The sequence below is a fragment of the Arthrobacter sp. J156 genome (genome assembly GCF_056172865.1).
Genome location: NZ_CM149650.1, coordinates 3,164,006 through 3,188,833, shown reverse-complemented (window position 1 = coordinate 3,188,833; position 24,828 = coordinate 3,164,006). Strand labels below are relative to the sequence as shown.

The 24,828-nt window shown below is 73.8% G+C and carries 24 protein-coding genes; 7 read left to right on the top strand and 17 right to left on the bottom strand.

Annotated elements, in window-relative coordinates:
- The first annotated feature begins 58 nt into the window (after window positions 1-58).
- Window positions 59-451, top strand: coding sequence for a nuclear transport factor 2 family protein (locus AC0QR5_RS14805; RefSeq protein WP_329862149.1), 393 nt, complete (start codon window positions 59-61; stop codon window positions 449-451).
- Between the two features lie 25 nt (window positions 452-476).
- Here AC0QR5_RS14805 and AC0QR5_RS14800 read toward each other — a convergent pair whose 3' ends face one another.
- Together AC0QR5_RS14800 and AC0QR5_RS14795 are read right to left on the bottom strand one after the other, a co-directional pair.
- Window positions 477-1,334: a VOC family protein gene (locus AC0QR5_RS14800; protein WP_329862150.1), complete on the bottom strand. Its 858-nt coding sequence runs from the start codon at window positions 1,332-1,334 to the stop codon at window positions 477-479.
- Window positions 1,335-1,516: 182 nt separating this feature from the next.
- Window positions 1,517-2,227: a response regulator transcription factor gene (locus AC0QR5_RS14795; RefSeq protein WP_329862151.1), complete on the bottom strand. Its 711-nt coding sequence runs from the start codon at window positions 2,225-2,227 to the stop codon at window positions 1,517-1,519.
- Window positions 2,228-2,317: 90 nt separating this feature from the next.
- Between AC0QR5_RS14795 and AC0QR5_RS14790 the strand changes: the two genes are divergently transcribed.
- Window positions 2,318-2,623 carry a hypothetical protein gene (locus AC0QR5_RS14790; RefSeq protein ID WP_329862152.1) on the top strand — a complete coding sequence of 102 codons (306 nt, stop codon included), beginning with the start codon at window positions 2,318-2,320 and terminating at the stop codon, window positions 2,621-2,623.
- Window positions 2,624-2,749: 126 nt separating this feature from the next.
- Window positions 2,750-3,928 carry a sensor histidine kinase gene (locus tag AC0QR5_RS14785; RefSeq protein ID WP_329862153.1) on the top strand — a complete coding sequence of 393 codons (1,179 nt, stop codon included), beginning with the start codon at window positions 2,750-2,752 and terminating at the stop codon, window positions 3,926-3,928.
- A gap of 32 nt (window positions 3,929-3,960) precedes the next feature.
- On the opposite strand, the gene AC0QR5_RS14780 is transcribed toward AC0QR5_RS14785, so the two are convergent.
- The 10 genes from AC0QR5_RS14780 to AC0QR5_RS14735 all read right to left on the bottom strand — a co-directional run bounded on the left by AC0QR5_RS14780 (window position 3,961) and on the right by AC0QR5_RS14735 (window position 15,251).
- Window positions 3,961-4,752, bottom strand: a complete 792-nt coding sequence (locus AC0QR5_RS14780) for a hypothetical protein (RefSeq protein WP_329862154.1) — start codon at window positions 4,750-4,752, stop codon at window positions 3,961-3,963.
- A complete protein-coding gene (locus AC0QR5_RS14775) occupies window positions 4,749-5,681 on the bottom strand; it encodes an ABC transporter ATP-binding protein (RefSeq protein WP_329862155.1) in 933 nt (310 codons plus the stop codon). The genes AC0QR5_RS14780 and AC0QR5_RS14775 overlap by 4 nt, the downstream gene beginning before the upstream one ends.
- Window positions 5,678-6,361: an ABC transporter ATP-binding protein gene (locus AC0QR5_RS14770; RefSeq protein ID WP_329862156.1), complete on the bottom strand. Its 684-nt coding sequence runs from the start codon at window positions 6,359-6,361 to the stop codon at window positions 5,678-5,680. The genes AC0QR5_RS14775 and AC0QR5_RS14770 overlap by 4 nt, the downstream gene beginning before the upstream one ends.
- Window positions 6,358-8,184, bottom strand: coding sequence for a hypothetical protein (locus AC0QR5_RS14765; RefSeq protein ID WP_329862157.1), 1,827 nt, complete (start codon window positions 8,182-8,184; stop codon window positions 6,358-6,360). The genes AC0QR5_RS14770 and AC0QR5_RS14765 overlap by 4 nt, the downstream gene beginning before the upstream one ends.
- On the bottom strand, window positions 8,181-8,627 hold the full coding sequence (locus AC0QR5_RS14760; protein WP_329862158.1) for a hypothetical protein: 447 nt from the start codon (window positions 8,625-8,627) through the stop codon (window positions 8,181-8,183). The genes AC0QR5_RS14765 and AC0QR5_RS14760 overlap by 4 nt, the downstream gene beginning before the upstream one ends.
- Before the next feature lie 65 nt (window positions 8,628-8,692).
- Window positions 8,693-9,274 carry a hypothetical protein gene (locus AC0QR5_RS14755; protein ID WP_329862159.1) on the bottom strand — a complete coding sequence of 194 codons (582 nt, stop codon included), beginning with the start codon at window positions 9,272-9,274 and terminating at the stop codon, window positions 8,693-8,695.
- Window positions 9,271-9,792, bottom strand: a complete 522-nt coding sequence (locus tag AC0QR5_RS14750; protein ID WP_329862160.1) for a hypothetical protein — start codon at window positions 9,790-9,792, stop codon at window positions 9,271-9,273. The genes AC0QR5_RS14755 and AC0QR5_RS14750 overlap by 4 nt, the downstream gene beginning before the upstream one ends.
- 401 nt (window positions 9,793-10,193) lie before the next feature.
- Window positions 10,194-10,475, bottom strand: a complete 282-nt coding sequence (locus tag AC0QR5_RS14745) for a hypothetical protein (protein WP_329862161.1) — start codon at window positions 10,473-10,475, stop codon at window positions 10,194-10,196.
- 259 nt (window positions 10,476-10,734) lie between these two features.
- Window positions 10,735-13,506 carry a DUF5129 domain-containing protein gene (locus AC0QR5_RS14740; protein WP_329862162.1) on the bottom strand — a complete coding sequence of 924 codons (2,772 nt, stop codon included), beginning with the start codon at window positions 13,504-13,506 and terminating at the stop codon, window positions 10,735-10,737.
- Window positions 13,503-15,251 carry a hypothetical protein gene (locus tag AC0QR5_RS14735; RefSeq protein WP_329862163.1) on the bottom strand — a complete coding sequence of 583 codons (1,749 nt, stop codon included), beginning with the start codon at window positions 15,249-15,251 and terminating at the stop codon, window positions 13,503-13,505. Before AC0QR5_RS14735 ends, AC0QR5_RS14740 begins: the two co-directional genes overlap by 4 nt.
- A gap of 206 nt (window positions 15,252-15,457) precedes the next feature.
- Here AC0QR5_RS14735 and AC0QR5_RS14730 point away from each other — a divergent pair, with 206 nt between their 5' ends.
- A complete protein-coding gene (locus tag AC0QR5_RS14730; RefSeq protein WP_329862164.1) occupies window positions 15,458-16,030 on the top strand; it encodes an NADPH-dependent F420 reductase in 573 nt (190 codons plus the stop codon).
- Window positions 16,031-16,252: 222 nt separating this feature from the next.
- On the opposite strand, the gene AC0QR5_RS14725 is transcribed toward AC0QR5_RS14730, so the two are convergent.
- Window positions 16,253-16,705, bottom strand: a complete 453-nt coding sequence (locus AC0QR5_RS14725) for an Lrp/AsnC family transcriptional regulator (protein WP_329862165.1) — start codon at window positions 16,703-16,705, stop codon at window positions 16,253-16,255.
- Window positions 16,706-16,844: 139 nt separating this feature from the next.
- On the opposite strand from AC0QR5_RS14725, the gene AC0QR5_RS14720 reads away from it, so the two are divergent.
- Window positions 16,845-17,462 carry a LysE family translocator gene (locus AC0QR5_RS14720; RefSeq protein WP_329862166.1) on the top strand — a complete coding sequence of 206 codons (618 nt, stop codon included), beginning with the start codon at window positions 16,845-16,847 and terminating at the stop codon, window positions 17,460-17,462.
- Here the strand turns inward: AC0QR5_RS14720 and AC0QR5_RS14715 are convergent.
- Window positions 17,459-17,971, bottom strand: a complete 513-nt coding sequence (locus AC0QR5_RS14715; RefSeq protein WP_329862167.1) for a MarR family winged helix-turn-helix transcriptional regulator — start codon at window positions 17,969-17,971, stop codon at window positions 17,459-17,461. The two genes, AC0QR5_RS14720 and AC0QR5_RS14715, sit on opposite strands and share 4 nt — an antisense overlap.
- 175 nt (window positions 17,972-18,146) lie before the next feature.
- Here AC0QR5_RS14715 and AC0QR5_RS14710 point away from each other — a divergent pair, with 175 nt between their 5' ends.
- Window positions 18,147-19,076: a DMT family transporter gene (locus AC0QR5_RS14710; RefSeq protein WP_329862215.1), complete on the top strand. Its 930-nt coding sequence runs from the start codon at window positions 18,147-18,149 to the stop codon at window positions 19,074-19,076.
- Window positions 19,077-19,218: 142 nt separating this feature from the next.
- On the opposite strand, the gene AC0QR5_RS14705 is transcribed toward AC0QR5_RS14710, so the two are convergent.
- Window positions 19,219-20,319, bottom strand: a complete 1,101-nt coding sequence (locus AC0QR5_RS14705; protein ID WP_329862168.1) for a tartrate dehydrogenase — start codon at window positions 20,317-20,319, stop codon at window positions 19,219-19,221.
- Between the two features lie 214 nt (window positions 20,320-20,533).
- Window positions 20,534-21,451, bottom strand: a complete 918-nt coding sequence (locus AC0QR5_RS14700; protein WP_329862169.1) for a LysR family transcriptional regulator — start codon at window positions 21,449-21,451, stop codon at window positions 20,534-20,536.
- Window positions 21,452-21,609: 158 nt separating this feature from the next.
- On the opposite strand from AC0QR5_RS14700, the gene AC0QR5_RS14695 reads away from it, so the two are divergent.
- On the top strand, window positions 21,610-23,286 hold the full coding sequence (locus AC0QR5_RS14695; RefSeq protein ID WP_329862170.1) for an SLC13 family permease: 1,677 nt from the start codon (window positions 21,610-21,612) through the stop codon (window positions 23,284-23,286).
- Window positions 23,287-23,403: 117 nt separating this feature from the next.
- Here AC0QR5_RS14695 and AC0QR5_RS14690 read toward each other — a convergent pair whose 3' ends face one another.
- Window positions 23,404-24,555 (bottom strand): class I SAM-dependent methyltransferase, encoded by a 1,152-nt coding sequence (locus AC0QR5_RS14690; protein ID WP_329862171.1) that lies wholly within the window; start codon window positions 24,553-24,555, stop codon window positions 23,404-23,406.
- Between the last annotated feature and the right edge of the window lie 273 nt (window positions 24,556-24,828).

The following is a 24,828-nucleotide window of genomic DNA, read 5'->3' as shown; positions in this document are numbered from 1 at the left end:
CCCGCCTCTCGGCACGCTGGGAAGCACAACGCTACCGAACCAACCACGGAGGTACATCATGTCGGCCATCGACGTCGTCGGACACTACGGAGCCGCCGCGGCGGCAGGGGATATGGACGCGCTGGCGTCCCTGCTGGCCGAGGACGCGGTGTGGCACCAGCCGGGTGCCAACCAGCTGTCCGGCGACAAGGTGGGCCCGGCCGCGATCCTCGCACACCTGGGTCGCTTTATGGAGCTCAGCGGCGGCACGTTCGCCCTCGAGACGGAGTCGGCCACCGAGAGCGGGGACCTGGTCTCCACCACGCTCCGCTTCACGGCCACCCGGCCCGGGGGCGGAACGCTCGACCAGCGCGGCGTCGACGTGTTCCGCGTCGCCGACGGCAGGATCGCCGAGATCTGGTTGATCAGCGAGGACCAGGCGGCCGAAGACCGCTTCTGGGACGCCGCCTAGACCGGCCGCGCCGGGCGGGCCGGCGTCAGAGGAGCTCGTCGAGCGCGCGGACCGCGTCGTCGACCGTCCGGCGGTCCCGGTCCCCAAGGTCCGCCGCCCCGGCCAGGTGCCGGACCTCGTCCGCCGCCTCCCGCGCGCCGGCGGCGTCGCCCGCGCAGACGCGCAGCTCCGCGAGGTACGCCCACGCCGCCGCGCGGTCCGCGAGCGGTTCTTCCGCGCCCCGGCCCACGGCCCCGGAGAGCACGCGCAGCGCCTGGCCCACGTCGCCGTGGGAGTCGGCAATGACGACGGCGTTCTCCACCGCCCGCGCGAGCGGCCCGCCGCCGTCGGACACCCACTCCGTCCTGCCCTCCACCGCGCGTGGGCGGTGCTCCGCGTCCGGGCGGCGCGTGAACCGGATCCAGTTGCCGGCGGGGTCGACCAGGCTGAAGCCGCTCAGGCCGGCGTTGTTGGCACGCTTGCGCGGCCGGGTGATGCGCGGGACGCCGGCCACCGGGACGCGGCCGTAGAGGCCCCGGAGTCCGTCGGTGAAGAGCGCGTGGACGGGAGCCGTATCCGGGACGACGACGATGCACGTCGAGTAGCTCTGCTCCGGGTCGACCCCGGGCATGCCGAAGTAGTGCAGGTCCAGGCCCTTGCGGTTCAGGGCGAGGTAGGGGTTGGGGCGCAGCTGCCGGTACGTGGTCCGCAGCCCGAGCGCCGTCCAGAACGCCTGCATCTCGTCGATGTCGCCGCAGGGCAGCGCGGGCACCATCCACGCCCCCTCGAGGCCGTCGGGGCGTTCGTCGACGCCCGGACCGCTGCCGTCGTCGTCGATCTCCCCCTCCGGGTCGGGGGCACCGATCCGCGCCCGGTCCGCGCCTCCGCCGTCGTCCTCGTCCATGGGGCCATCGTAGGCCCGTACTCCGGCGCCCCGTACCCTGTAGCCGCGCACCGCCGGCACTCCTGCGCACCTTTCGGGCCTCCTGCGCGGTTTAGCCGCGGCTCAAGGCCCCTGACAAGCAGCTCCACAAACCGTTGAAACTTAAAGTGCGCTGGGGAGGGGGTGGGCGGGCGACATCCTGTTTAGACGGACGTCGCCGGTCCGCCCTCCGCCAGGTCCACGAGTCCCAGCCGCACGGCCTTGATGAGGGTCTGGACGCGGTTCTGCGCGCCGAGCTTCATCATGACCCGCGCGAGATTGGCCTTCACGGTGGCTTCGGAGAGGTACAGCTCCTGCCCGATCTCCGCATTCGACAGGCCCCGGGCCAGCAGGTCCAGCACGGACTGCTCACGCGCCGTGACGCGGACCGCGGGATCGCCTCCGTCCGGCGCGGCGGCGCGCGGGTCCGCGGTGGTCTCCGCGGAGAAGTTGCGCACGGCCAGCTGAACCAGGTTCCGGGTCACGGTGGCCGAGAGCCTCAAGTCCCCCGCGGCGGCCCCACGCAGGGCGTCGAGGATCTCCTCGGCCCCGACGTCCTTGGTCAGGTACCCGCACGCCCCGGCCGCGAGGGCCGGCACGAGGAACTGTTCGGAGGCCAGCGAGGTCATGACGACGATCCTGGCCCGGGGATCGAGCCGCATGAGACGCTGGGAGGCCTCGACGCCGTTCATGCGCGGCATCATCAGGTCCATCAGGACGACGTCCGGCCCATGGTCCAGGTATCCCTCCACGGCCGCCCGGCCGTCCGCGGCCTCGCCGACGACGCGGAAACCCGGCGAGCCGCCGACGATCATCGACAGCGCCTGCCGCTGCAGCGGCTCGTCGTCGACGATCAGGATCCCGAGTTCCCCCATATGACCACCATATAGCCGAACCGCGACTCCCGGCCCAGATGCAGCCGAAAGTATGTAGTCCGGGCGACGGCGCGCGGGCATCCTCGAAGCATGGACACCATCACCGCATCCTCCTCCTTCCACGCGGCGCCGGGCACCGGCGCCTCCCGGGCCCCTTCTCCGGCCAGGGGACGACGGCGCAGCCCTCGCCTCGTGCGCCCCGGCCTGGCCCTGGCCGCCGCACTGGCCCTGGCGGCCGCCGTCCCGGGCCCGGCCTCCGCGGCCGCCCCCGCGCCCGCCGTGCCGGCCACGGCGCTGGCGGCGCACGCCCCCTCCGCAGACTCCCAGGGGCCTGACGGCCTGGAAACCGAACTCGGCAAGTGGCTGTGCCGCAAGTTCGGGATCGGCTGCCGCTGACCCTCCGCGACGGGTTGGCCGCCGGGGCGCGCCGGCCCGTCCCGCGGCTTGGCCGCCACGACGCCCCTGCGGCAGGATGGAGGCCGAGGCCAGGGGGTGGACGCCGTGTCCCACAGACAGCGCGTGATGCGCACGATCGACGCCGACGTGCCCGCCGGCACCCGCCGGTCCAAGCTCGCCCTCACGGCCGCCGCCGTCGTCATCGCGCTCACGGAGGCCGTCTTCCTGGGCGCCGACCTGGCCGGTACGCCCGGCGGCGGGCCGGTCCAGCCGGCGCTCCTGACGTACCTTCCCACGCTGCAGCTCGTCGTCGCGCTGCTCCTGGTCTGGCATTCCATGGCGACCACGGTGACGTTCTCCCTCGTCGCCCTCGCGACCTCGCTCGTCACGGGCAACTACATCCTGGCCGCCCTCGTCCTCCCGTTCCTGCTCCTCCTCACGCTCCTCTACCTCAAGCGCAACACGCTGCTCGGCTGCGTGGCGGGGATGGCGATCTGGATCGGTTCCCTGATCCTCTTCTACCCTCAGGACGCGCCGCTGCTCGTCTACCTCCTGCCGGCCTGCGCCGTCGCCGGCGGCCTCGGCTGGGCCCTGCGCACCCACCGCGTCACGGAGCTCGAGCTCGAAGCGGAGCGCGAGCGGGAGCGGCTGGAGGCCGAGCGCAGCACCGTGGCCCTCAAACGCTCCATGGCCCGCGACCTGCACGACATCCTGGCCCACAACCTCGCCGTGATCTCCCTGCAGACCGAGGCCCAGAGGTTCTCCTCCTCCCCCGAGACCACGAGCGAGATCCTCAACACCGTCAACCGCGTCGCCAAGCAGACGCTCTCCGACATGCGCACGCTCCTGACGCTGCTCTACGTCGAACCCGCCGACGCGGCCCCGGCCGACGGCACGGGGGTCGTCCGCATCGAGGTGGGCCTCGAACAGATCGCGCTCACGCTCACGAGCCTCGGCCACCGCCCAGAGCTCTCCGTGACCGGACTTCCCGGGGAGCGCATCCCGCCCGCCCAGAGCAGCACCTTCTACCGGCTCCTGCAGGAGGCCGCCACCAACATCCTCAAACACGCACCCGACGGCGCCCGCTGCCGGCTCTCGCTCGACGTCGCGGCCACGTCCGCAACGCTCGTCGTCGCCAACGAGCTGGCCGGCCCCGTGACGGTCCCCACGGGCCGGACCGGCTCATGGCACTACGGGCTGAAGAACATGAGGGAGCGCGTGCGGGCCTTCGGGGGAACGCTCGAAGCGGGACCCGGCGACGGCTGGTGGACGGTCACGGCCTCCCTGTCCTTCGTCGGGGAGTGACCCCGGCCGGGACGGGCGGCGGGCAGGCGGCGTCAGGCGATGTCGCGCCGCACCGTCCGGACCACGGCCGCGACCGTCGCCAGGAGCGGCCACGCCAGTGCCGCCGCGGCGGCGACGGCCAGCTGCCATCCCCCGTCCATCAAGGCCGCGGCGCCGAGCTGGGACCACTGGGCGGCGGGCAGGAGCTCGGGCCGCCAACCGCCCGCAGCCGCGAGCGGGGGCAGGACGAAGAACAGCAGGGCCACGGCGAGGACGCCCGCGACCCGCGAGCGCGCGGCCATCGCCAGGGCCGCGCCGGATGCGGCACCGCACGCGGCCCCGAGACAGCCCAAGAGGACGACGGCGGACGCGGACGCCCAGCCAAGCGCCGCGGATCCGCCGGCTCCCCCGGAGGACGCGCCTGCCACGGACTGCGCGGCCACGACCATCACGGTCCCCACGGGCAGCGCGGCCACCGCCGTGCAGCCCGCGGCGGCCACCACGTGCGCGGTGACGACCCGGGCACGCCGCGGGGTCAGGGTGAAGGAAACGACGTACCGGCCCGACGTCCATTCGGAGCCGGCCACGAGACCCGCCGCGACGGCGGCCGCGGCCACGAGGGTCGACCAGCCCGTGAGCGCCATCGACAGGATCCCCGGCGTCCCCGGCGCGGCCGGCTCCGGCCCGTTCGACGCGACGAGGGCGAAGAGGACGGCCAGGCCGACGGCGAGCACCGACCCCACGGCCATCGTCGCGAGCCACCACCGGTCCCGGGAGTACTGCCGCGCCACGGACAGGAGCAGCCGGGCACCCGGCCCGGGCACCGGCGTCGTACCGGCACTCACGAATCCACCCCCGACGGGGCGCCGGCGGACCTGAGCCCCTCGTGGCCGGCCGTCAGCGCGAAGTAGGCCTCCTGCAGGGACGGGACGTCCCGCTCGAGGCGCGTGAGGGGGTACCCGGCCCCGAGGACCTCGCGGGCCAGCGCCTCCGGCGACCCGCCGGCCACCACGCAGGCACCGTCGCGCAGGGCCACGTCCCATCCGTCCGCCCGGAGGCGGCTTGCCAGCGGGCCCAGGAGCTCCGGCGTCGTTCCGACGAGGACCGCGGGAGCACGGTGGGCCGCCAGGACGTCCCCCAGAGTGCCGCGGGCCAGGACGCGCCCCGAGCCCATGACGACGATCGCGTCGCACACGCGCGACTGCTCGTCGAGCAGGTGGGAGGACAGCAGGACCCCGACTCCGTCGCGGTCGGCCAGCTCCCGCAGGTACCCCGCCAGCCACCGGACCATCGTGGGGTCCAGCCCGTTGAGCGGCTCGTCCAGGAGCAGGTACTGTGGCCGGCCAAGCAGAGCGGCCGCCAGCATGACGCGCCGGCGCGAACCCAGCGAGCAGGCCCTGAAAGGGGAGCCGGCGACGGGGCCCAGGCCCAGCTCCTCGACGACCCGGACCAGCCGTTCGCGCCCGGCACCGGCGACCAGCCGGACCTGCTCGAGGAACTCGGAGACCGCGACCCCGCCGGGCGCCGCCCCGGCGTCGAGCACCGTGCCCACGACGCCCGCCGGATCCGGCAGCCGGGTCGGCGGCAGCCCGTTCACCCGGATGCCGCCCGCCGTCGGGGCGATCAGGCCGCACATCATCCCCAGCGTCGTCGTCTTGCCCGCCGCGTTGGGGCCGATCATCCCGACGATGCGGCCGCGCGGGACCTCGAGGTCGAGGCCCTCCACGGCGGTCAGGCGGCCGTAGCGCTTGGTGACCGAGCTGCAGGCGATCACGGGCGGCCTCCCATTCGGCCGGCCGCGTGCCGCCACGCAGGCAGCTCGATCCGCTCGTGCGGGACCAGCCCGTCCGGGAGGTCGTGCGCCACGACGAGGACCCTGCGTCCCTCGGCGATCCAGCCGTCGATCTCCTCGACCACGCGGACGACGCCGGAGTCGTCCAGGCCGTTGAACGGTTCGTCCAGGATCATCAGCGACGCCGGTGACGCCGTCGCCAGGACGAACCAGGCCTTGCGGAGGTTGCCGGTGGAGAGCTCTCCCGCAGGAGCGTCGAGCCACGAACCGAGCCGGTGGGAGGCCAGCCGCTCGAAGAGCGCCTCCCCAGGAAGGCCGAGCGACTGGGACATCAGCTCGGCCTGCGCCCTGACGGAGAGCGCCGGGATCAGGGCGGGATCGGCGCGGACGACGCGGCGGGCCGCGCGGGCGGCGTCGCTCGGTGGCGGAAAGCCCTGGACGCGCACGGTGCCGCTCCACGGCTCGAGGATGCCGGCCACGACTTCAAGCAGGGTCGACTTGCCGCTCCCGTTGGTGCCGCGCAAGTGGACGAGGGGCAGCGCGGCCGTGAAGGTGAGGTCCCGCAGGACGGGAACACCCGGCATGTAGCCGACCGTCAGACCCTCGACTTCCAGGAACGGGGGCGCGGAGTCCGGTGCGCCGCGGCGCGTGCGGGTGGTCATGGCGTGTCCTCCGTTGGGGTCGAGGGAGTGGGTGCGGGACGTCGCGCCGCGTCGCCGGACGAGCGGTGCCCGGCCGCATCGGACCCGAGCCGCCATGGGTGGATCCGGCGGCGCAGGAGCCGCGGCGTCCACCAGAGCATCAGCCCGGCCGCCGCGGACAAGCCGGCCACGGCCGCGCCCCAGGGCAGCAGCCAGACCGTGGTCGCGCCGAGCGTGCCGAGCAGCAGGACGAGCGTTCCGCCGAGCCCGCCCTCGGCGGATCCGTCGCCGTTCTCCTGGCGCTGCGGGTCGACGAGGTCGGCCACCAGGACGACGGCGGTCAGGAAAGTCACGAGTGCCGCCGCTTCGATCAGCGGAGCGGGCGAGGACCGGACCAGGCAGAACCCTGCGACCGGCACCAGCACCGGGACGGCACACAGGCGCAGGGCCTGGACCACGACGGACCGGCACAGCGCGCCGGTGTCGATGCCGGAATCGGCGAGCCATCGCAGCCGCGGGATCCAGCTCACGGGACCCGAGGCGCTCGTCACCGTCAGGCCGACGAGCACCACGGCCATGGCCAGCGCGCCCGCCGAGGCGACGTCGAGCCACGCCACCTGTTGCTGCTCACCGGTGGCCAGGATGCCGGCACCGAATCCGGCCACCACGGCTCCCAGCAACGGCATGACGCGCTCGAGGCGGCGATACAGCGCGGAGGCCTGCGACGCTCCGCCGCGCACCTGGCGCACGAGCATCGTGGCGAGTCCTCTGCTTCGGCGGTGGACGGAACCCGGTGTGGGCGGGAAGGCGCGACCGGCTCCGGCAGGTCCTGTGCCCTCGCGGCCGGGCCGGTTCCCGGCGGTCCGGTGCCACGCTGTCGGCCGGGGCTCGCGGAGCGCACCGGGAACGGCATAGGGGCCGGGGCGTCGGGAACCGCGCAGGGCCGCCAGCACCGCCGAGAGGAGCCCCGCACCGAGGAGGCAGACGGCCCCGGCGGCGTACGCCGCGGCGGGAGCCATCCGTGCGCCGAACGCTCCCGCGTCCCGCAGCGAACCCAACAGCACCTCGTCGCCAGGCAGCGACAGCCGCCCCTCCGCGGCGGCCAGCGCGGTGGCGGCCAGCACCGCGCCGAAGAGGAGCACCGTGCCGGTGGCGGTCGCGGCCCAACCCGGCGCCGCGCCCCGAGTACGCGCGGCGAGCGTGATCTGCAGGCCCGTGGCCGTCATCGAAGCGGCCCACGGCACGAGCGCCGCCGCCACCGCGCAGGCCGCCGCGTCTTCCGGGGACGCCCCCGGGGCGCCCACCACGGCGCCGACGCAAGCGAGCGCGCCGACACCCGATCGCGCGAGCGTGCCGAGCAGGCGCGGGAGCAGGACGTGCGCCGTCCCGGACGCCCAGGGATGCAGGTCCAGCCCGACGTAGTGGGGTCCGTCGACGGGTCGGACGAGCTCTTCGCGGGCCCGGCCCGTGAGGGCCGTGACCGCCGAGGCCGCCGCCGAGACGACGACTGCCAGGAGGATCACGCCGGCCGCGTCGACGGGGTCGATCCCGATGGCTCCGGCCACGAGTGACACGGCGGCGCCGGCAAGCAGCGCCAGCGCCGGGACCACGACGACGGCGCCGAGCGTGGCGAGCGCCAGGAGCAGGCCGCGGTGTCGGCCCGGGAACGGCAGCGAATTGCGCAGGCAGTACCGGAGCAGACGCAGCGAGTTGACGTAGCGCACCGAGGCGATGAACCCGTAGGCGACGGGCGTGATGGGGCCGGCCCCGCCGTCGTACTCCCGGGTGCCGCCGGGCACGGCCCGGCCCGGCCGCTCCTCCCGGAGGACCTCGTGTTCTGTCATGAAGGCCAACGCCCGACCCCCGCCCTGCCGCCGGGAACGTCCGGGAAGCGCACCGCGAGCTGGACGAGGGCCCCGAGCCCCAGGACGACCGCGGCCGCCCCGTGGATCCATACCGTGTCGAGCTCCCGGAAGAACGCCAGCCCCGCAACGGCCGCCATCGCCCCCACGGCACAGATCCCCGTGGCCACGACGGGCAGCATCCTGCGGTGGAAGGCGAACGGGATCCACATCAACAGCAGCAACGCCGCCGCTCCTCCCTGGACGCGCCACAGGAGTTCGAGCCGTCCGGCGGCCGCGGCGTCGTCGACCACCGCCGCCGCGGACGAGGTCAGGCCGATCCAGGCCATCAGCGCCAGCGCGGCCGCCGCGGACACCCAGCTGCCGATCGCTGCCGGACCGGTCCACTTCCCCGGCCTCGTGCGCTGCTTCGTGCTGTTCTTCACTGGGTCCTCCTCGGGACGGCGGACGCGGGTCGCCTGCGTGGTTGGGGGGTGCTGGGAGGCCATGGTCAGAACCACCGGCCGTAGGCCAGCAAGGTCAGCGCGGTGAGGGCGCCGGCCAGCAGCACGGTCGTGCCCGTGCCCGGCCACCCGGCCCTGCGCGAGGCGATAGCCTGGCGCGCCAGGACGAGGGCGGGGACGGCCAGGAACACCCACCCCGGCGCCGCGGCGGCCAACTGCACGGGATGCGTGTCGAGGAAGGCCGCCCAGCCGAAGGCCAGGATGGTCGTGAGGTCCACGGCGCGCGGGCGGACGGACAGCGGGAAACGGCGGCGCCACTGGGCCACGACGATGGCCTCGACTCCGCGGGCGACGAGGTAGCTCAACGCAATGCCGAGCGTCGTCACGACCACTCCGGAGCGTACGGCCAGCTCGGCGAACTCCGGATCCAGTCCGGCGTCCCGGATGGGCGCCTGGGCCGCGATGAGAGCGGAGCGGGAGTCCACGGCCGCGTAGATGAGCGCGATCCCGGCGCCCACGACGGCCACGGAAGCCAGGACGCGGAGCAGGCCGCGGAGAGCGGAGCGCCGGGACGGTGCGGGTGCCGCGTCGACGGCCAGATCGGCCGGGGGCGGGGTAGCTGCCTTCATTGCGGGATTCCTCCGATGACTTCAAGGACGGCCCCGGCCGTGATCAGGACCAGGGATGTGGCGAGGGGCGGCAGGGTCCAGCGCACGGCCGCTCCGTAGGCCCGCAGGGAGCTGCGCACGGTCACGGCTCCGCCCGCGCCCCAGTGCCTCAGGAGCCCGAGGACGGGGATGAAGCCCGCCACGGAAGCTGCCAGAAGGCCGAGTCCCTCGAAGACGAAGTAGGGGGCGAGCGTCTGTGCGGCGCCGGCCGCGCCCAGGGCGTCCACGGCGCCGTGGAACACGGCCCCGGTGAACAGACCGAGGATGATGCTCGACGCGAACGTGGAGAGGCCGGCGGTCAGCATGCCCGAGGCGAGCCCGAGGGCCGCGGCGAGGTTGGTCGCGAGGATCGGTCCCAGCTCTCCCCAGTCCTGCTCCCGGCCCGCGCCGCCGGCCACCGGGAAGCGCAGGCCGCTCGAATAGCCGATCCAGATGAGAGCGCCCCACAGGACCGCGGTGACCACGACGGAGGTGGCCACGACGAGCCGCTCCGCGGCGCCCCTTCGCCGTCGGGCCGGGCCGGGTGCGCCGGGCGAGAAGGATGCGGTCCCGGTCCCATCGGCCGGCTGTGGCCGTGCCCCCCGTGGCGGTCCCGGCGGCGGGTGTGGCAGGGGGGCTCCGGCCGGTGAGGGCGGCACGGATGGCGCTGCCGACGCGTGGTGCTCGTCCATGATCTCCTGGGGTCCTTTCCGCCGGTCCGCCGCCTCTGGACGGCCGCCCGGCCGCCGGTAGGCCGTTGCCTGCCGTGGCGCCTCGTTGTAGCCTGATGCCGTTGGCGCTGGCCCCTCTCCGCGCAAGGTCGAAGGACCAGCACCAGCGGTTCCTGAGTTCTCAGGGCATCGTGTGATTGCCTGGGCCCGTCAGCAATGTGCTGCGGGGCTCAGGCAATCGCCTTCTTGCGGCCGAAGAAGCCGATCGCCCAGCGGACGGTGGCGATGACCGCGGTTCCGAGGCCGGCGGTGAGCAGGAGGGCGGCGATGGCCGCGGCGCTCGCGCCGACCATGATCGCGTCGACGATCTTCGTCGCCAGGGCGTAGCTTCCAGCGGTTCCGGCGCCGATGAGGCCCGCGACGATGAACGTCGACGCGGTACCGACGACGAGTCCGACGGCGGCGAATGCGGCGGCGAGGAGGCCTCGGGAGGTGCGAATGCTCGACTGCATGATGAGTGTCCTTCCAGACGGGGTGTCCGGTGGGACCATCCGTCCCACCGTCGCACGCTTTCTGCGTGCTCCCTCGATCCCACCAGCAACGCGGCAGCGGCACTAGCTACTTTCGGCTCCCCCGCCACCCCGCATCACGATCCACCCAGGGCTGTTGTGCGTGCGCCGCTTCCGACACTCCCGCGCACCTTTCGGGCGTCCGGCGCGGTTAAGTCGCGGCTACATCGCGCTGACGAGGAGTTCCCGGATCGGTTGAGGCTTAAAGTGCGCTGGGGTGGGGGCGGGCGGCGGCCAGGAGGCGCCTGGTCCGGCGTTCGACGTCCGCGTCCCGCTCCCCCAGCACCGCGGCGAGGCCCTGCAGGTGCTCCACGCGCCGCTCGTAGCGCGGCCCGAGCCGGCCCGCGAGCGGCAGCGCGGCGAGCTCCTCCGCCTCCCGCCACGCCATCACGAGGGCGCGCTCGAAGAGCCGCTGGTCCGCTTCCGCGGCGGTCCCCGCGGCCCCGGCGCCGAGCACGGCGACCGCGTTCAGGCGCGAGTCGTCCAGCCCCAGGGCCAGCCGCTCCAGCTCCTCCCGGGCCCTGCGCAGCCCCGCGCCGCCGCGGCCGAAGCGGCCCAGCGACGCGGACATGGCCCCTCCGTAGCGCACGGCCTGGCCCACGCCCACGAGCCCCAGTGCCAGCGCGGCGGCGACGAGCCAGTACAGCGCCCAGAAGTCCACGTCGGCGTCCCGGTACCCGTTGGCCTGCAGGCCGCGGGCCAGGTCCTCCAGCTCGGAGGCGACGCGCACCTCGGGGCTCCCGGAGGCGTGGAAGCTGCCGTGCGTCCACTGCGTGCGCTGCAGCCGGTTCACGTCGCCGACGGCCACGGCCCCCGCCAGGACGGTGGGGATGTTCACGGTTCCGTCGTCGAACACCATGACCGGCAGGACCGCCTGGTCCCCGCGCAGCTCCCGCGTCGCGGGATCCACGAGTTCCGGGAACTCGGCCTTGATCCGCCACAGCATGTCCAGGGTGCCGGCCGGGTCCAGGATGTCATGCCCGGGGTCGTGCGGATCGGGCACGATCGGCAGGTACTCCTCCGCGTCGCGCAGCGCCACGACGACGTCGAGCTCGGACGGGAAGCTGTCCTCGAGGTAGCGCCGGATCGAGGCCTCGTCGATCCCCCCGGCCTCGCCGTCCACGGTCAGCGAGCGCAGCGGCACGCCTCCGGTGAGCGCCCAGCCCGGTCGTTCGGTCACGGACGAGACGATGATCCCGGAGGCGATGAGCGAGGACAGGACGACGGCGGTGCCCCCGACCGCCCACACGGCGGCCCGGTGCCGCCCGGCTCCGGGACGGCCGCCGCGCGCGCCCTTCGCGCCGCCCACGCCACTCGAGGCCGTGCCGACGGGGCCCGTTCCGACCGCGGCCCCCTCGCGTCCGGGGCCCGCGGGATTGAGCCCGCTGCGCTCGATCCAGCCCCCGAACCGGGCCGACCACCGCCGGCGGGCCGAGGCGGCGGCGGAGGCATCGGCGTCGTACGCCGGGACCTCGCCCAGCAGCGAGCGGGCGGCGGCGTTCGCGCGGTCCAGCGCGTCCAGCGCACCCCCGGACCGCGGGAGACCGAGCCCGGCCCGGAGCGCACCCAGGTCCTCCGTCGCGCGGAGCCGGCGGGAGAGCCGGTCGCCGCCGGGGTAGCGGCGCAGGCGCTTTCCGACCGCGCCCGCCGCCCGGCCGAGCCGCCGCTCGGCCCGCACCCATGCGTCCACGCCGACCCCAGGCGCGCCCTCCCGGCCCGCGTCATTCCGGCCCGCGTCATTCCGGCCCGCACGGGCCCTGCCCCCGCGTCGGCCGGCCCCGGAATCCCGGTCCGCGCCACGGGCGGCTTCCACGGCAGCGTCCGCGGCCGCGCCGTGCTCCCCCGCGACGGAGAGCAGGCCCGCGAGCGCGGCGCGCAGCTCCTCCTCGAGCCCCTCGTCGAGGGTCCCGGCGGGCGCGGCCTCGAGGCGGACGAGCAGCTCCCGGGCGGCGTCGTTGACGGGGGCCGCGAGGCGGTCGAATGTCGATCCCCCGCCAGAGTGCCCTCCGTGGACGGCGCCGGCCCCGAGGAGCGCGTCGGCGAGCGTCGTCAGGCGGTCCGCGGCGGCCTCGAACGCGGCGAGGCGCTTCTCCGTGCCCTCCGTGAGCGCGGTCCGGCGCGAGGACACGGCCCCGACCACGGCGTCCTCCGTGCGCGCCGCGGCGAGCGAGGAGTCCCGCAGGGCCTCCCACGCCCGCGTGAATCCCGCCGGCCGGGCCTGCTCGGGGGTGGAGAGGTAGGTGACCTCGAGCGCCTCCAGGTCCAGGACCACGCGGGCCAGCCGGTGCTGGGCGGCCGCCAGCCGGCGGTAGCGCCGTTCCCAGCGGGCGCGGCGGCGCAGGGACAGGCCGAGCGCGCCGACGGTGCCGAGCAGTCCGAGCGCGGTCCCGGCCGCCCAGAAGTGCGGGGTCCGCACGGGGCCGGGGTGGAGCACCTCGGACGCCGTGCGCGCGGCGGCGGCCACGGCCTGCGGCCCGTGCCCCAGCCCGAGGTTGCCCTGGAACGCGCGGTTGATGTCGAAGCCGGCGTCCCGCGGGCGGTCCGGTCCGGGCGGGTCCACGCGGACCGCGGCGCCGGCAAAGCGCTCGTCGGCGTCGGAATCGGTGTCGTTCTCGAGCGCCGTGGAGAGGACGACGTCGTAGCCGGGGTCCGCTTCCCCGTACAGTTCCGCGTAGCTCAGGAGCCGCGACGTGACCTTGACGGTGACCGGCTCCCACGCCGGGATCGTCTCCGGCAGGACGGCGTCGACCGTGGCCTGGCTGATGTTGTACGGCAGGCCGTCGTCGACCTCGATCACCACCTCAGCCGCGGGCTGTGCGGTGAGCGCGGCGGCCCCGGTCCCCGCGAACGCCGCGGTCGCGGCGCCGAGGGCGATCGCGAGCCACGGCAGGCCGAAGCGCGGGCGGCTGCGGGCGTGGATCAGGCGGGTTCCGGTGTCTGCCGGGGCGCGCGTCGCCGCGTCGTCGACGCTCATGCGCGTCCTTCCTTCCGGCTCCGTGCCGCGGACTCCGTGCGCTCCGCCGGGCCTGACTCCGAGGTCGCCTGAGCGGCGGAGGACCCCGCAGAGGCCGGTCCAGGCGCTCCAGCGGCCGCGGCGGCGGCCGCGAGGGCGAGGAGGCCGACGACGTCGTGCTCCGCGGGGCGGCGCCCCTCCGCCGCGAAGCCGATCCCGCGGCCTTGAGCCTGGACCTCCTCCGGAAGCGCGATCCGGGCGCCCGCAGCGTCTGCGGTGAACGCGGCGAAGGCGGCGTCGAGCTCCGCGCGCAAGGCGTCGACGCGGTCCAGGAGCCCGTACGGGCCCGCGCGGTTCAGCCGGGAGGCGATCCGCCGCGCTTCCTCCCGGAGGCCGTCGAGGGCCGTGGTGTGCCCCACGGTCGCCGCGAGCAGCTCGTGAGCGGACGCAAGCGCGCGGGCCCCGGGCACGGCGAGCCCGTCGGCGGCGAGGCGGAGGCGTTCCGCGTGGGCCGAGAACTGCCGCTCCCACGCCTGTCTGGCCGCCGGCCCGCCGCGTTCCAGCACCAGGACGCCCTCGAGCGCCGCCACCTGGGCATCGACCCGCTCGCGGATCGCTGTCAGGGACTCGACGTCCCCGACGTCGAGCTCCACGGCCCGCCGCAGCTCGGTATCGGCCCGTTCCGCCAGGCCGTCGAGGACGCGGGCCAGCCGGACGCTCGCGGGAACCTCGTCCGCGGCGTGAAAGGTCCCCGGGGCGGGCGCGGTCGCGGCGTCGCCCGCGGTGGCGGCATCGCGCCGGATTGCGGCATCGCGCGGGGCCTCGGCATCGCCCGGGGTCGCGGACGGGATGGCCGGGACGGGTCCCGGCGGACGCTGCGCGATCTCCCGCAGCCGCCCGGCACCGGTGCGGATCCCGCCCCTGAGAGCAGCACCCCGGCGCTCGGCCGAGCGGACCGCATCGGCGCGGCTCCGGCGTCGTACTCCGACAAGCCAGTACCCCAGCAGCCCCGCGCCGAGGACCACCCCGGCCCCGGCGAGCATCGGGCGGGCGTCGAAGCGGGGCTGGATCCCGGTCCCCGCCGCCACCGCGAGCCGCGTGAGGGCCTCGGTGTAGCGGCCCGCGGCGAAGTCCTCCGCGCCGGCCGCCTCGATGGCCTCCAGGCCGCCGTCGGCCACGACGTCCATGTTGCGCCCCATGTCGATCGAGACGTCCGCGGGCACACCCGGCTCGGCGGGGACGATCACGCCGATGACGATCCAGTCGTCGCCGACGAAGCCGAGCCGCCTGCCGTTCTCGAGCCAGTCGTCGGCGAGCGCGTCGGTCTCGCCGAAGAGGAGCAGCCCGCGGACCAGCTGGGCGGCGCTCGAGCTCGACGACGGCTCGCCGTCCACGCCGAGGTAGAGCTGCGCGCCGTGGTGGTCCGCGGCTTCGAGGGCCGAGGTGACGGCCGCCGCGTCGACCCGCGGCTCGAGCGCGTCGGCGACCGAGAGGAAGAGGTGCTCCGACTCCGCCGTGCGCCCCGGGAACACGAGCGGTTCGTCCTCCTCGGCGGGCGGCGCCTCCGGGTCCGCCGTCGGGTAGACGGGGGCGGGGCTGGAAGGAGGCTCCGGCGTCGTTGTCTCGGCGGCGGCCGGGGCGGTCGGCGCCAGGGCCGCCCCGAGCAGCAGGGCGAGGGTCGCCGCGCGCAGGGAGCCCTTGGCGGACGTGCGGCTCGGCCAAGGCGCGCCGACGTGCGGACGTGGAGTGCGGTGCGGTGCGGGCATGGGGTTTCCGGTCCGGTGCGTTAGGCAGGTGACTGGAACAACTCTAGCGGTGACCCCGGCGTCCGGCCCGTCGACGACATTCCCGGCACCGCCGGATGGGTAGTGGCGGCCGGAGAGATCCTGGCACCCCAATCACTTGACACTTCAAACAACGAAGCGTAGAGTTTTACTTGTAGCTTCAACTAAACGATCCAAGGGAGACTCTCATGGCGAACGTGACCATCATCGGCAACGGCAACATGGGCCAGGCCATCGCCGGCATCGCAAGCAAGGGCGGCAACGACGTCCAGGTCCTCGGCAGCGCCGACTCCGCACAGCCGGTGACGGGCGACGTCGTCGTCCTCGCCGTCCCCTACCCGGCCGTCGCCGGGATCCTCGAGGCCCGCGGCTCCCAGCTCGCCGGCAAGGTCGTCGTCGACATCACCAACCCGCTGAACTTCGAGACGTTCGACGCGCTGACGGTCGACGCCGATTCCTCGGCCGCCGCGGAGATCGCCGCCGCCGTGCCGAGCGCCAAGGTCCTCAAGGCCTTCAACACGAACTTCGCCGCGACCCTCGCCTCCGGCACCGTCGGCGAGAACCGCACCACCGTGCTCATCGCCGGGGACGACGCCGAGGCGAAGGCCCTGCTCTCCGGGATCGTCGCCGCGGGCGGCCTGCGCGCGGTCGACGCCGGGGCCCTGTCCCGAGCCCGCGAGCTCGAGGGTATCGGCTTCCTGCAGATCACCCTCGCGGCCGGCGAGAAGATCTCCTGGACCGAGGGCTTCGCGCTCGTCTAAGCCCCACGGGCACAACACTCTCCACTCCCGGGTTGCCACGACGTCGTCGAAGCAACCCGGGAGTGGAGAGCGTTTTTCATAGGTGGCGACGTCGAGGGCCTTGGGGGCACGACGTCGAAGCCCCACCGCCACCCGCGCCCCACCCTCGCGGTGTCGGGGAAGATGTCCCTCCGCGGGCGGTATTCCGGACTTTTCCCCGACACCGCTCGGAGGGGGCGGCGGCTACAGCGGCAGGGGACGGTTCTCGACGACGTTCTTCATGACCAGGGTGGAGCTGAGGCTCTGCACTCCGGGGAGGGTGGCCAACTGGTCGTCGTAGAGGCGCTGGTACGCCGGAAGATCGGCAGTGACCACGCGCAGGAGGTAGTCCGGGTTGCCGAAGAGCCGCTGGGCCTGGAGCACGTTCGGGATCTCCGCCACCGCGCCCTCGAAGGCGTCGAGGGTGTCCCGGATCGAATCGCGCATCGTGACGAAGACGAGCGTGTCGAAGCCCAAGCCGAGCGCGCCGGCGTCGAGCTGGGCCCGGTAGCCCGTGACCGCGCCGGACGCCTCGAGGGCGCGCAGCCGGCGGTGGCACGGGGACAGGCTCAGCCCCACCCGCTCGGCGAGTTCGGTGACCGTCAGGCGGCCGTCCCGTTGTAGCTCCGCAAGGATTGCGCGGTCAAGCTGGTCCATGGGAAGAATTCTCCCCTTGAAGCGCCGTTCTGGGAAAGAATTTGGAAGCACATTTCGCGAGAATTTCACTAATCTTCTAGCACAGGCCGGAACCGGGGAGGAATCCCGGGCCGGAATCGCCAGCCAGGAAGATCCCTCCATGCCCCTCGCCACCGTCGCCGCCTTCTGGGCCGTCTCGGCACTCTTCGTGATCACTCCGGGGGCCGACTGGGCCTACGCCATCTCTGCGGGGCTCCGGAACCGCTCCGTGGTCCCGGCGGTCGCCGGGCTGCTCGCGGGCCACCTGGCCGCGACGCTCGTGGTCGCCGCCGGCGTCGGGGCGCTGTTGGCCGCGACGCCCTGGGCGTTGACGGTCCTGACCGTGGCCGGGTGCGCCTACCTGATCTGGCTCGGGGTGGGAATGTTCGCCCGGCCTGCCGTCCCCGCGGCCGGGCAGGAGCCGGCCGCCGGCGGCTGGCTGCGGCAGGGCCTCAAGGGAGCGGGAATCAGCGGCCTGAACCCCAAGGTGTTCCTGCTGTTCCTGGCCCTGCTCCCCCAGTTCACGGACCCGGGCGGCGCCTGGCCGCTGTCCGGCCAGATCGTCGCGCTCGGCCTCGTGCACATCGCGAGCTGCGCGGTGGTCTACCTCGCCGTCGGCGTCGGCTCCCGCGCCGTGCTGGGCACCCGGCCGGCCGCGGCCCGCGCCGTCACCCGGTTCTCCGGCGCCGCGATGGTGGCCATCGGCGTCGCGCTCCTGCTCGAGCAGCTGCTGCGCTAGCGTTCGGCCGGGGCGCCCTCGAACGACCGCAGCCACGTGGCGAGCAGCGCCTGCAGTTGCTCCGCCTCTGCCTCCGAGAGCGCAGCCAGGAGACGGCGCTCGTTGTCCAGGTGCTCGGCGAAAGCGGCGTCGATGACCTCGAGGCCCCGGGCCGTGAGCGCGACGACCCGTCCGCGGCCATCCACCTCCGAGGCCCGCCGGTCCACGAGCCCGGCCGCCTCGAGCCGGTCGATCCGCTTGGTCATGGCGCCCGTCGTGACCATGGTGTGCGCGGCGAGGTCCTTCGGCGCCCGCTCGAACGGCGCACCCGCCCGGCGCAGCGCGGCCAGGACGTCGAAGTCGCCCTCCCCCAGCCCGTGGCGGGCATAGAGGGCCACGAGCTCCTCCCGCAGGAAGGACGCCAGCCGATGCAACCTCCCGATCACGCCCATCGGCGAGGTGTCCAGTTCCGGGCGCTCGCGGGCCCACTCGGCCTGGATCTGCGCGACCCTGTCGTTCACTTCGCTCACCCGCCCAGCCTAGCTTCCCGGGAAGCGAGTCCGGCCGCCGGCGTCGGGGTAGTGGTTCGATAGGGGCACGTTTTCCCGCACGTTCCCCGACCTCGCCGGGAGGACTCCGGGGCGGCCCGCGGGAAAAGCCGAACGCATTCGACGTTTAGCTTCCCAGGAAGCTAAAGTGTCTTCCATGGAAGCTAAATGGCGCTGGGTCCTCGTGGCGGCCGTCGCGCCGATCACGTGGGGCAGCACGTACCTGGTCACCCCGATGTTCCTCCCCGCGGACGCCCCGCTGTGGGGCGCGGCCCTGCGCGCCCTGCCCGCGGGCCTGCTCCTGCTGGCGATCCGGCGCCGCCTCCCCCGCGGGGCGTGGTGGTGGAAGGCCGCGGTCCTGGGCACCCTGAACATGGGCGCGTTCTTCGCGCTCGTCTACGTCGCCGCGCAGCTGCTGCCGGCCAGCATCGCCTCGACGCTGATGGCCACGTCCCCCGTGGCGATGATGCTCATCGCCTGGGCCGTGATCAGCGAACGCCCGCGCGCGCTCGCCCTGGGCGGCGCGGCGCTCGGCATCGCGGGCGTCGCCCTCATGGTGCTGACGGGTACGACGGCGGTGCGCGCCCCGGGCGTGCTGGCCTCCGTCTCGGCGATGGCCATGGCCTCCCTCGGCTACGTGCTGGCCAAGAAGTGGGGCGCGGGCGTGGACGTGTTGTCCCAGACCTCCTGGCAGCTCGTCTTCGGCGGGGTCATGCTGCTGCCGGCGGCCGCGCTCGTCGAGGGCGCGCTTCCCCATTTCGACGGGCCGGCCGTCACCGCGATGGCCTACCAGTCGGTGATCGCGACCGCGCTCGCGTACGCGTGCTGGTTCGCCGCGCTCGGCCGGCTCGGCGCGGGAACCGTGGGCCTGATCGGGCTCTTGAACCCCGTCACGGGCGTGCTGCTCGGCACCGCGGTGGCCGGCGAGGCGCTCAGCGGCCGCCAACTGGCCGGCATGGGGCTGGTCCTGGCCGGGATCCTGCTGGGCCAGCCCGCGCTCGAGGCGTGGCTGCGCGCCACGGCGGGGCTCCGGCGTCGCACTCCCCCGCCCGCATCCACGGCGCCGCTCCCGGCGCCTGCGGACTAGCCGACCACGGCGGAGCACACGGCGACCCCGGCGCGCCACTGACCCCCGCCCCCGGCACCCCCTCGCGCAACGCTGTCCACCCCAGCGTCGTTTTCAGAGCTGACAACGACCCGGGAGTGGAGGGTGATGCGGGACTGAGGGGTCAGACGGCCGCCGCGAGATCCGCCCCGAGCGCCGCGACGATCGCGTCCACGACCTCGTCCGTGCCCGCCGTGCCGCCGATGTCGCGGGTCAGGGCCCCGGCAGCGGTGGCCGCCTCGATCGCGGCCTCGACCCGCCGCGCCTCCTCGTGCAATCCGAAGTGGTCCAGCATGAGGGCCGCGCTCGCGATCGCCCCGATGGGATTGGAGATGCCCTGCCCCGCGATGTCCGGGGCGGAGCCGTGGACGGGCTCGAACATCGACGGGAAGCGGCGCTCAGGATTCAGGTTGGCGCTCGCGGCCAGGCCCAGGCTGCCGGCCAGCGCGGAGCCGAGGTCGGAGAGGATGTCCGCGTTGAGGTTGGACGCGACGACGACGGAGAGCTCCTCCGGCTTGAGGATGAACTTGGCGCTCATCGCGTCCACAAGCACGGACTCGGTCGCGACGTCCGGGTAGTCCGCGGCCACGCGGGCGAAGACCTCGTCCCAGAGCACCATGCCGTACTGCTGGGCGTTGGACTTGGTCACGGAGGAGACCTTCTTCACGGCGCGCGTGCGGGCCAGGTCGAACGCGAAGCGCATGATCCGCTCGCAGCCCTTCTCGGTGAACAGTGCCGTCTGCAGGGCGACCTCGTTGCCGGGGCCGCGGCCGGAGAGGTTGCGCCCCCCGAGGCCCGCGTACTCGCCCTCGCTGTTCTCGCGGACCACGACCCAGTCGAGCTCGGCTCGGTCCGCCTTGCGCAGCGGGGATTCGACGCCGGGCAGGAACCGCACGGGGCGGATGTTGGCCCACTGATCGAAGTTCTGCGTGATGTTCAGGCGCAGCCCCCACAGGCTCACGTGGTCCGGCACGTTCTCCCAGCCGACGGCGCCGAAGTAGATCGCGTCGAAGTCCTTGAGCTGCTCGAGCCCGTCCTCGGCCATCATCCGGCCGTGCCGCGCGTAGTAGTCGCTGCCCCAGTCGAACTCGGTCCAGTCGAACGCGAAGCGGCCGGCGGACTGCGCCTGAACGGCGTCGAGGACGCGGCGCCCGGCGGCGACGACCTCCTGGCCGACGCCGTCGGCGGGGATCGAGGCGATCGTGAAGACCTGGGTCTGCGTCATGGTGTTCCTCCCGTGGATCCTTGGCCGGCCGCGTCGGTGCGGGGGCCGTGGGTTCCATGGAACGCCGGCCGGGTGCATCGCGTCCAAGACCTTTTGTCCATGGCCGGGATAGGCAGGACCTATGAGTACGACGCCGGACGCGCGCCTCCGCGCGGCCCTCGCATCGCGCCCGCCAGCGAACCGGCACCCCCGTTCCCGGGGCGCCGGATCGGGATCAGGGCGCGGCCCCGGCGTCGTCGTCCCGATGCGTCGCCGCATAGCTGCGCGCCACGTCGAGGAAGGCGCGTGCCGCGGGCGTAAGATCGGCGCGCCGCCCGACGATCGCCACATGGAGCTCCGAGAGCGGCTCGATCCGCAGCACCCGCAGACCGGACCGGCGGGCGAGCGGAGCCCACGAGAGCGGCATCACGGCGTGGCCGATCCCGGCCAGCACGAGCGGCAGGACGGAGGTCCGGTGCGCGACCTCGACGGCGATCCGCACGTCGACGCCCGAGGCCAGGATGTCGTCGACCAGCCAACGCATGAGCGATCCGCGCTGTGAGACGACGACGCGACGGCCCGCGAGGTCCTCCCGGCGGATCGCCTCGTCCGCCTCGAACGCGCCCGCGCCGGGGCTCTCGATGAGCACGAGCGGCTGGCGCTCGAGCTGCGTGACGTCGAGGTCGGGGACGCGGATGGGCCGGTCCGAGCCGAGCAGGCCGATCTCCGCGCTGCCGCCCCGGACCGTCGCGATGACCTCCTCCGGGGTGAAGGCCCCGTCGACTCCCACGGTGATGCCCGGGTGCGCGCGGGAGAACTCGGCGATCATCGCCGTGAGCGGCTCGATTCCCGGGGACGGCATGGCGGTCAGCTCGAGCCGGCCCGTGCGGACGCCCTTGAGCGCGTCCATCGCCGAGGACGCGGCCTCGAGGTCGCGCACCACGAGCCGCGCGGGGCCGACGAGCTCGTGGCCCGCCTCGCTGAGCACGACGCGGCGTCCGACGCGGTGGAAGAGCGGCAGCCCCACCTCATGCTCGAGCGACTTGATCGCCTGGGAGAGCGAGGGCTGGGCGATGTAGAGCTTCTCCGCCGCGCGGCTGAAGCCCTGGTGGTCGACGACGGCGAGGAAGTAGCGCAGCTGGCGGACGTCCATGGATCCTCCCGAAAAAGATAGGGGCGGGCGCCGGGCGGGGCCGCGTCCATAGGGTATGCCTATTCCGGAGGTAGGGGAAAGGTCTTGGACGTGAGCCGCGTCACGGGCCGATCGTGGGATGACCACCCCACCGGACTCGATCGACACGAAGGACGATGATGTCCCAGCACCTAGCCACCCCCACCAACGCAACCCGGGGCACCGCCGGCGGCACCGGCGTCGTACCCCCGGCCTCCGGCAGCGCCCCCGGCGCCCGCACCAACGTCCGCGAGGCGCTCCTCGGCGGCAAGACGTTCCGCAGCCTCAGCGAGCAGAAGCTCTCCCCGCGCGAGGAGAGGTTCGAACGCATCCGCCAGACCCTGGGCTTCTTCCTCGCCCCCGCCGTCGCGATCGGCTTCGCCCTCCTGCCGACCGGCATGGAACCAACGCAGCAGCTGCTCGCCGCCGTGCTCCTGGGCGTGATCGTGCTCTGGATCTGCGAACCCGTCCCCATCCCCATCGGCGGCCTCATCGGAGTCGCCGCGATCGTGCTCCTCGGCGTCGCGGACGCCAAGTCCGTCCTGGCGCCGTTCGGGTCCACCACGATCTTCACGTTCATCGGCGCGTTCATCCTCGCCCAGGCCATGCTCAAGCACGGGCTCGCCCAGCGGCTCGCGTTCGCCGTGCTGTCGCTGCCCGGCGTCGCCAAGTCCACGTACCGGATCATCATCGCGTTCGGCGTCATCACATGCCTGCTCTCCGCGTTCGTCTCGAACACGGCGACCGTGGCGATGCTCATGCCCACGGCGCTCGGCATCCTCGCTGTGATCGCCCAGTTGATGCAGGACCGGGGCGTCGTGGCGTCCGACTTCGACCCCAAGCGGCTGCGCGTCGGCGCCGCCCTGATGCTCATGCTCGCCTACGGCGCGAGCGTCGGCGGGCTGCTCACCCCGGTCGGCGCCCCGCCGAACCTGATCGGCCGCGGGCTCATCGAGGAGGCCACCGGCGTGCGGATCTCCTTCGCCCAGTGGACCGCCACCGCGCTGCCGCTGTGCGCCGCGATGTTCGCCGTCCTGGCCGTCATCATGTTCCTGCTCAACAAGCCGGAACTGCGCCGGATCGAGGGCGTCGAGGAGTTCATCGCCGAACAGAAGGCCGCCCGCGGCAAGATGTCCCGCGCCGAGGTCAATACGCTCGCCGCGTTCGGCTTCACCGTCACCCTGTGGCTCCTGCCCGCGATCGTCAGCCTCGTCGCCGGCACCGAGTCGGAGGCGTACCTGTTCCTCGACGAACGGCTCGACGAGGGGATCGTCGCGGTCCTCGGCGCCGCGCTGCTGTTCATCCTGCCCACCGACTGGAAGGCCCGCAAGGCCACGCTGACATGGTCCGATGCCGCCAAGATCGACTGGGGAACCATCCTCCTGTTCGGCACCGGCATCATCTTCGGCGCGCTGCTCGCCGCGACGGGCCTGGCGGAGACCATCGGTGCCGCCGCGTCCGAGGGTCTCGGCGTGACGAGCGTCTTCGCGATCACCGCGTTCGCCGCCGTCCTCGCGATCGTCATCTCCGAGACCACGAGCAATACCGCGGCCGCGGCCGTCGTCGTCCCGATCGTCATCCCGCTGTGCCTGGCCATGGACGTGGATCCGTTCGTGCCCGCCCTCGCCGCGACGTTCGGGGCTTCCTTCGGCTTCATGCTGCCGGTGTCCACGCCGCAGAACGCGATCGTCTACGGCTCCGGGACCGTGCCGATCATCCGCATGGTCCGCACGGGCGTCTTCTTCGACGTCCTCGGCGCCGCGCTCATCATCGTCCTGCTCCCGGTGATGGTGGCGGTCACCGGCATCGGCGGCTGACCGCCCCGTCCCCCGCATCACTCTCCACTCCCACGTCGTCCTCAGGGCTGAGAACGACGCTGGAGTGGAGAGTGTTGTGTTGCGGGCGGAGCACGGCGATCGGGGGCGGAGCGCCGCCTACGGCCGGGCCACGAAGTACACGTTGAAGGGATCGGCCTCGACGTCGACGATCTCCACGGACCCGAACCCGGCCTCTCCCAGCATCCGCCCGGCCAGCTGCCGGCCCCACGCGGTGCCCAGGCCGTCGCCGCCGAGCCCCAGGGAGACGCTCATGCAGTGGAACATGGAGATCGCGTACAGGTAGCTCCCCCACGGAACGGCCGCGTTGTCCTCGAGGTTGCTGGACGCGTCGATGTCCACCATGAGGAACACGCCGTCGCCGCGCAGCGCCGAACGGATGTTGGCGAGCACACGGCCCGGGTGCGCCTGGTCGTGGACCGCGTCGAAGGCCGTGACCAGGTCGAACTCCGCCACGTCGTCCAGGCTGGCGACATCGACCACCTCGAACCGCGCGTTCGACACGTCCCACGCCTCGGCCTCCGCCCGCGCGGCGGCGATTCCCTGGGCCGAGAAGTCGTACCCCGTGAACCGGCTCGCCGGGAAGGCGCGGGCCATGAGGTTCACGGCGTGCCCTGAGCCGCAGCCGACGTCGAGCACGTCGATTCCGGCGGCGAGCCGCTCCGGCAGGCCGGGAACCAGCGGCAGGATCCCGTCGACGAGGACGGCGTCGTTCACCGTGGCCGATTCCTCCGCCATGATCCGGTGGAAACCCGGGTACTCGGCGTACTCCAGGCCGCCGCCGTGGCGCAGGCAGTGCAGGACCCGTTCCTCCACGGAGCCGATCAGGGGGATGTACTGCATGAGCTGGGCGAGGTTGTCCGGTCCGGCGGCCCGGGTCAGGACGGCCGCGTGGGAGGCGGGGAGGTGGTAGCGCGTCGATTCAGGCTCGTAGTGCACGACGCCGGCGGTGGCCATCCCGCCGAGCCATTCCCTCACGTAGCGCTCGTCGAGGCCCGCGGCGTCCGCGATCTGCCCGCTGTCGGCGGGCGGCAGGCCGGACAGCACCTCGAAGAGGCCCGCCCGGTGGCCGATGCTCGTCAAGAGGGTGATCGCCGAGGAGTTGAGGATGTCGAGGTAGCGGGCCGAGAGCGCCGCGGATTCCGCGGCGGCCGCGTCGGGCGCGCCGTCTCCGCCCGGTCCGGCCGGGGTTCCGGCGGCGTCCGGAGTGGGCGCGTCGGTGGCCGCGCTTGTGGTCGTTTCGGTGGTCATGGTCGTGGTCCTTGCCGTGTGGGCCCGCCGGCCCGGCGCGCCCGTGGCGCGTGATCGGGCCGGGAACCGGGCCGGTGGTGGGGTGTCCGCCCGCGGTCCCGGATCGCTCCGGCCGGCACGCGGCGCCCCTCGATGGAGTGCACCGGGCCGCCGCCGTCCTCCCTTCGATTCCCGCGCCGTCCCGGTGCCCTCAACGCTAGGGATCGGACGGCCGCGGCGGATCGGGAGGATGCCCCATCTGCCGCTCCCGCGGCATGGGGCGTTCGGTGCAGG

Excerpts from the sequence above, each read along its gene's own strand:
- AC0QR5_RS14705 (WP_329862168.1), bottom strand. The coding sequence starts at position 20,319 with ATGACGCAGACCCAGGTCTTCACGATCGCCTCGATCCCCGCCGACGGC.
- AC0QR5_RS14730 (WP_329862164.1), top strand. The coding sequence starts at position 15,458 with ATGGCGAACGTGACCATCATCGGCAACGGCAACATGGGCCAGGCCATC.
- AC0QR5_RS14795 (WP_329862151.1), bottom strand. The coding sequence starts at position 2,227 with ATGGGGGAACTCGGGATCCTGATCGTCGACGACGAGCCGCTGCAGCGG.
- AC0QR5_RS14805 (WP_329862149.1), top strand. The coding sequence starts at position 59 with ATGTCGGCCATCGACGTCGTCGGACACTACGGAGCCGCCGCGGCGGCA.
- AC0QR5_RS14695 (WP_329862170.1), top strand. The coding sequence starts at position 21,610 with ATGTCCCAGCACCTAGCCACCCCCACCAACGCAACCCGGGGCACCGCC.
- AC0QR5_RS14770 (WP_329862156.1), bottom strand. The coding sequence starts at position 6,361 with ATGACCACCCGCACGCGCCGCGGCGCACCGGACTCCGCGCCCCCGTTC.
- AC0QR5_RS14800 (WP_329862150.1), bottom strand. The coding sequence starts at position 1,334 with ATGGACGAGGACGACGGCGGAGGCGCGGACCGGGCGCGGATCGGTGCC.
- AC0QR5_RS14735 (WP_329862163.1), bottom strand. The coding sequence starts at position 15,251 with ATGCCCGCACCGCACCGCACTCCACGTCCGCACGTCGGCGCGCCTTGG.
- AC0QR5_RS14725 (WP_329862165.1), bottom strand. The coding sequence starts at position 16,705 with ATGGACCAGCTTGACCGCGCAATCCTTGCGGAGCTACAACGGGACGGC.
- AC0QR5_RS14720 (WP_329862166.1), top strand. The coding sequence starts at position 16,845 with ATGCCCCTCGCCACCGTCGCCGCCTTCTGGGCCGTCTCGGCACTCTTC.
- AC0QR5_RS14710 (WP_329862215.1), top strand. The coding sequence starts at position 18,147 with ATGGAAGCTAAATGGCGCTGGGTCCTCGTGGCGGCCGTCGCGCCGATC.
- AC0QR5_RS14790 (WP_329862152.1), top strand. The coding sequence starts at position 2,318 with ATGGACACCATCACCGCATCCTCCTCCTTCCACGCGGCGCCGGGCACC.
- AC0QR5_RS14700 (WP_329862169.1), bottom strand. The coding sequence starts at position 21,451 with ATGGACGTCCGCCAGCTGCGCTACTTCCTCGCCGTCGTCGACCACCAG.
- AC0QR5_RS14740 (WP_329862162.1), bottom strand. The coding sequence starts at position 13,506 with ATGAGCGTCGACGACGCGGCGACGCGCGCCCCGGCAGACACCGGAACC.
- AC0QR5_RS14690 (WP_329862171.1), bottom strand. The coding sequence starts at position 24,555 with ATGACCACCGAAACGACCACAAGCGCGGCCACCGACGCGCCCACTCCG.
- AC0QR5_RS14785 (WP_329862153.1), top strand. The coding sequence starts at position 2,750 with ATGCGCACGATCGACGCCGACGTGCCCGCCGGCACCCGCCGGTCCAAG.
- AC0QR5_RS14765 (WP_329862157.1), bottom strand. The coding sequence starts at position 8,184 with ATGACAGAACACGAGGTCCTCCGGGAGGAGCGGCCGGGCCGGGCCGTG.
- AC0QR5_RS14755 (WP_329862159.1), bottom strand. The coding sequence starts at position 9,274 with ATGAAGGCAGCTACCCCGCCCCCGGCCGATCTGGCCGTCGACGCGGCA.
- AC0QR5_RS14745 (WP_329862161.1), bottom strand. The coding sequence starts at position 10,475 with ATGCAGTCGAGCATTCGCACCTCCCGAGGCCTCCTCGCCGCCGCATTC.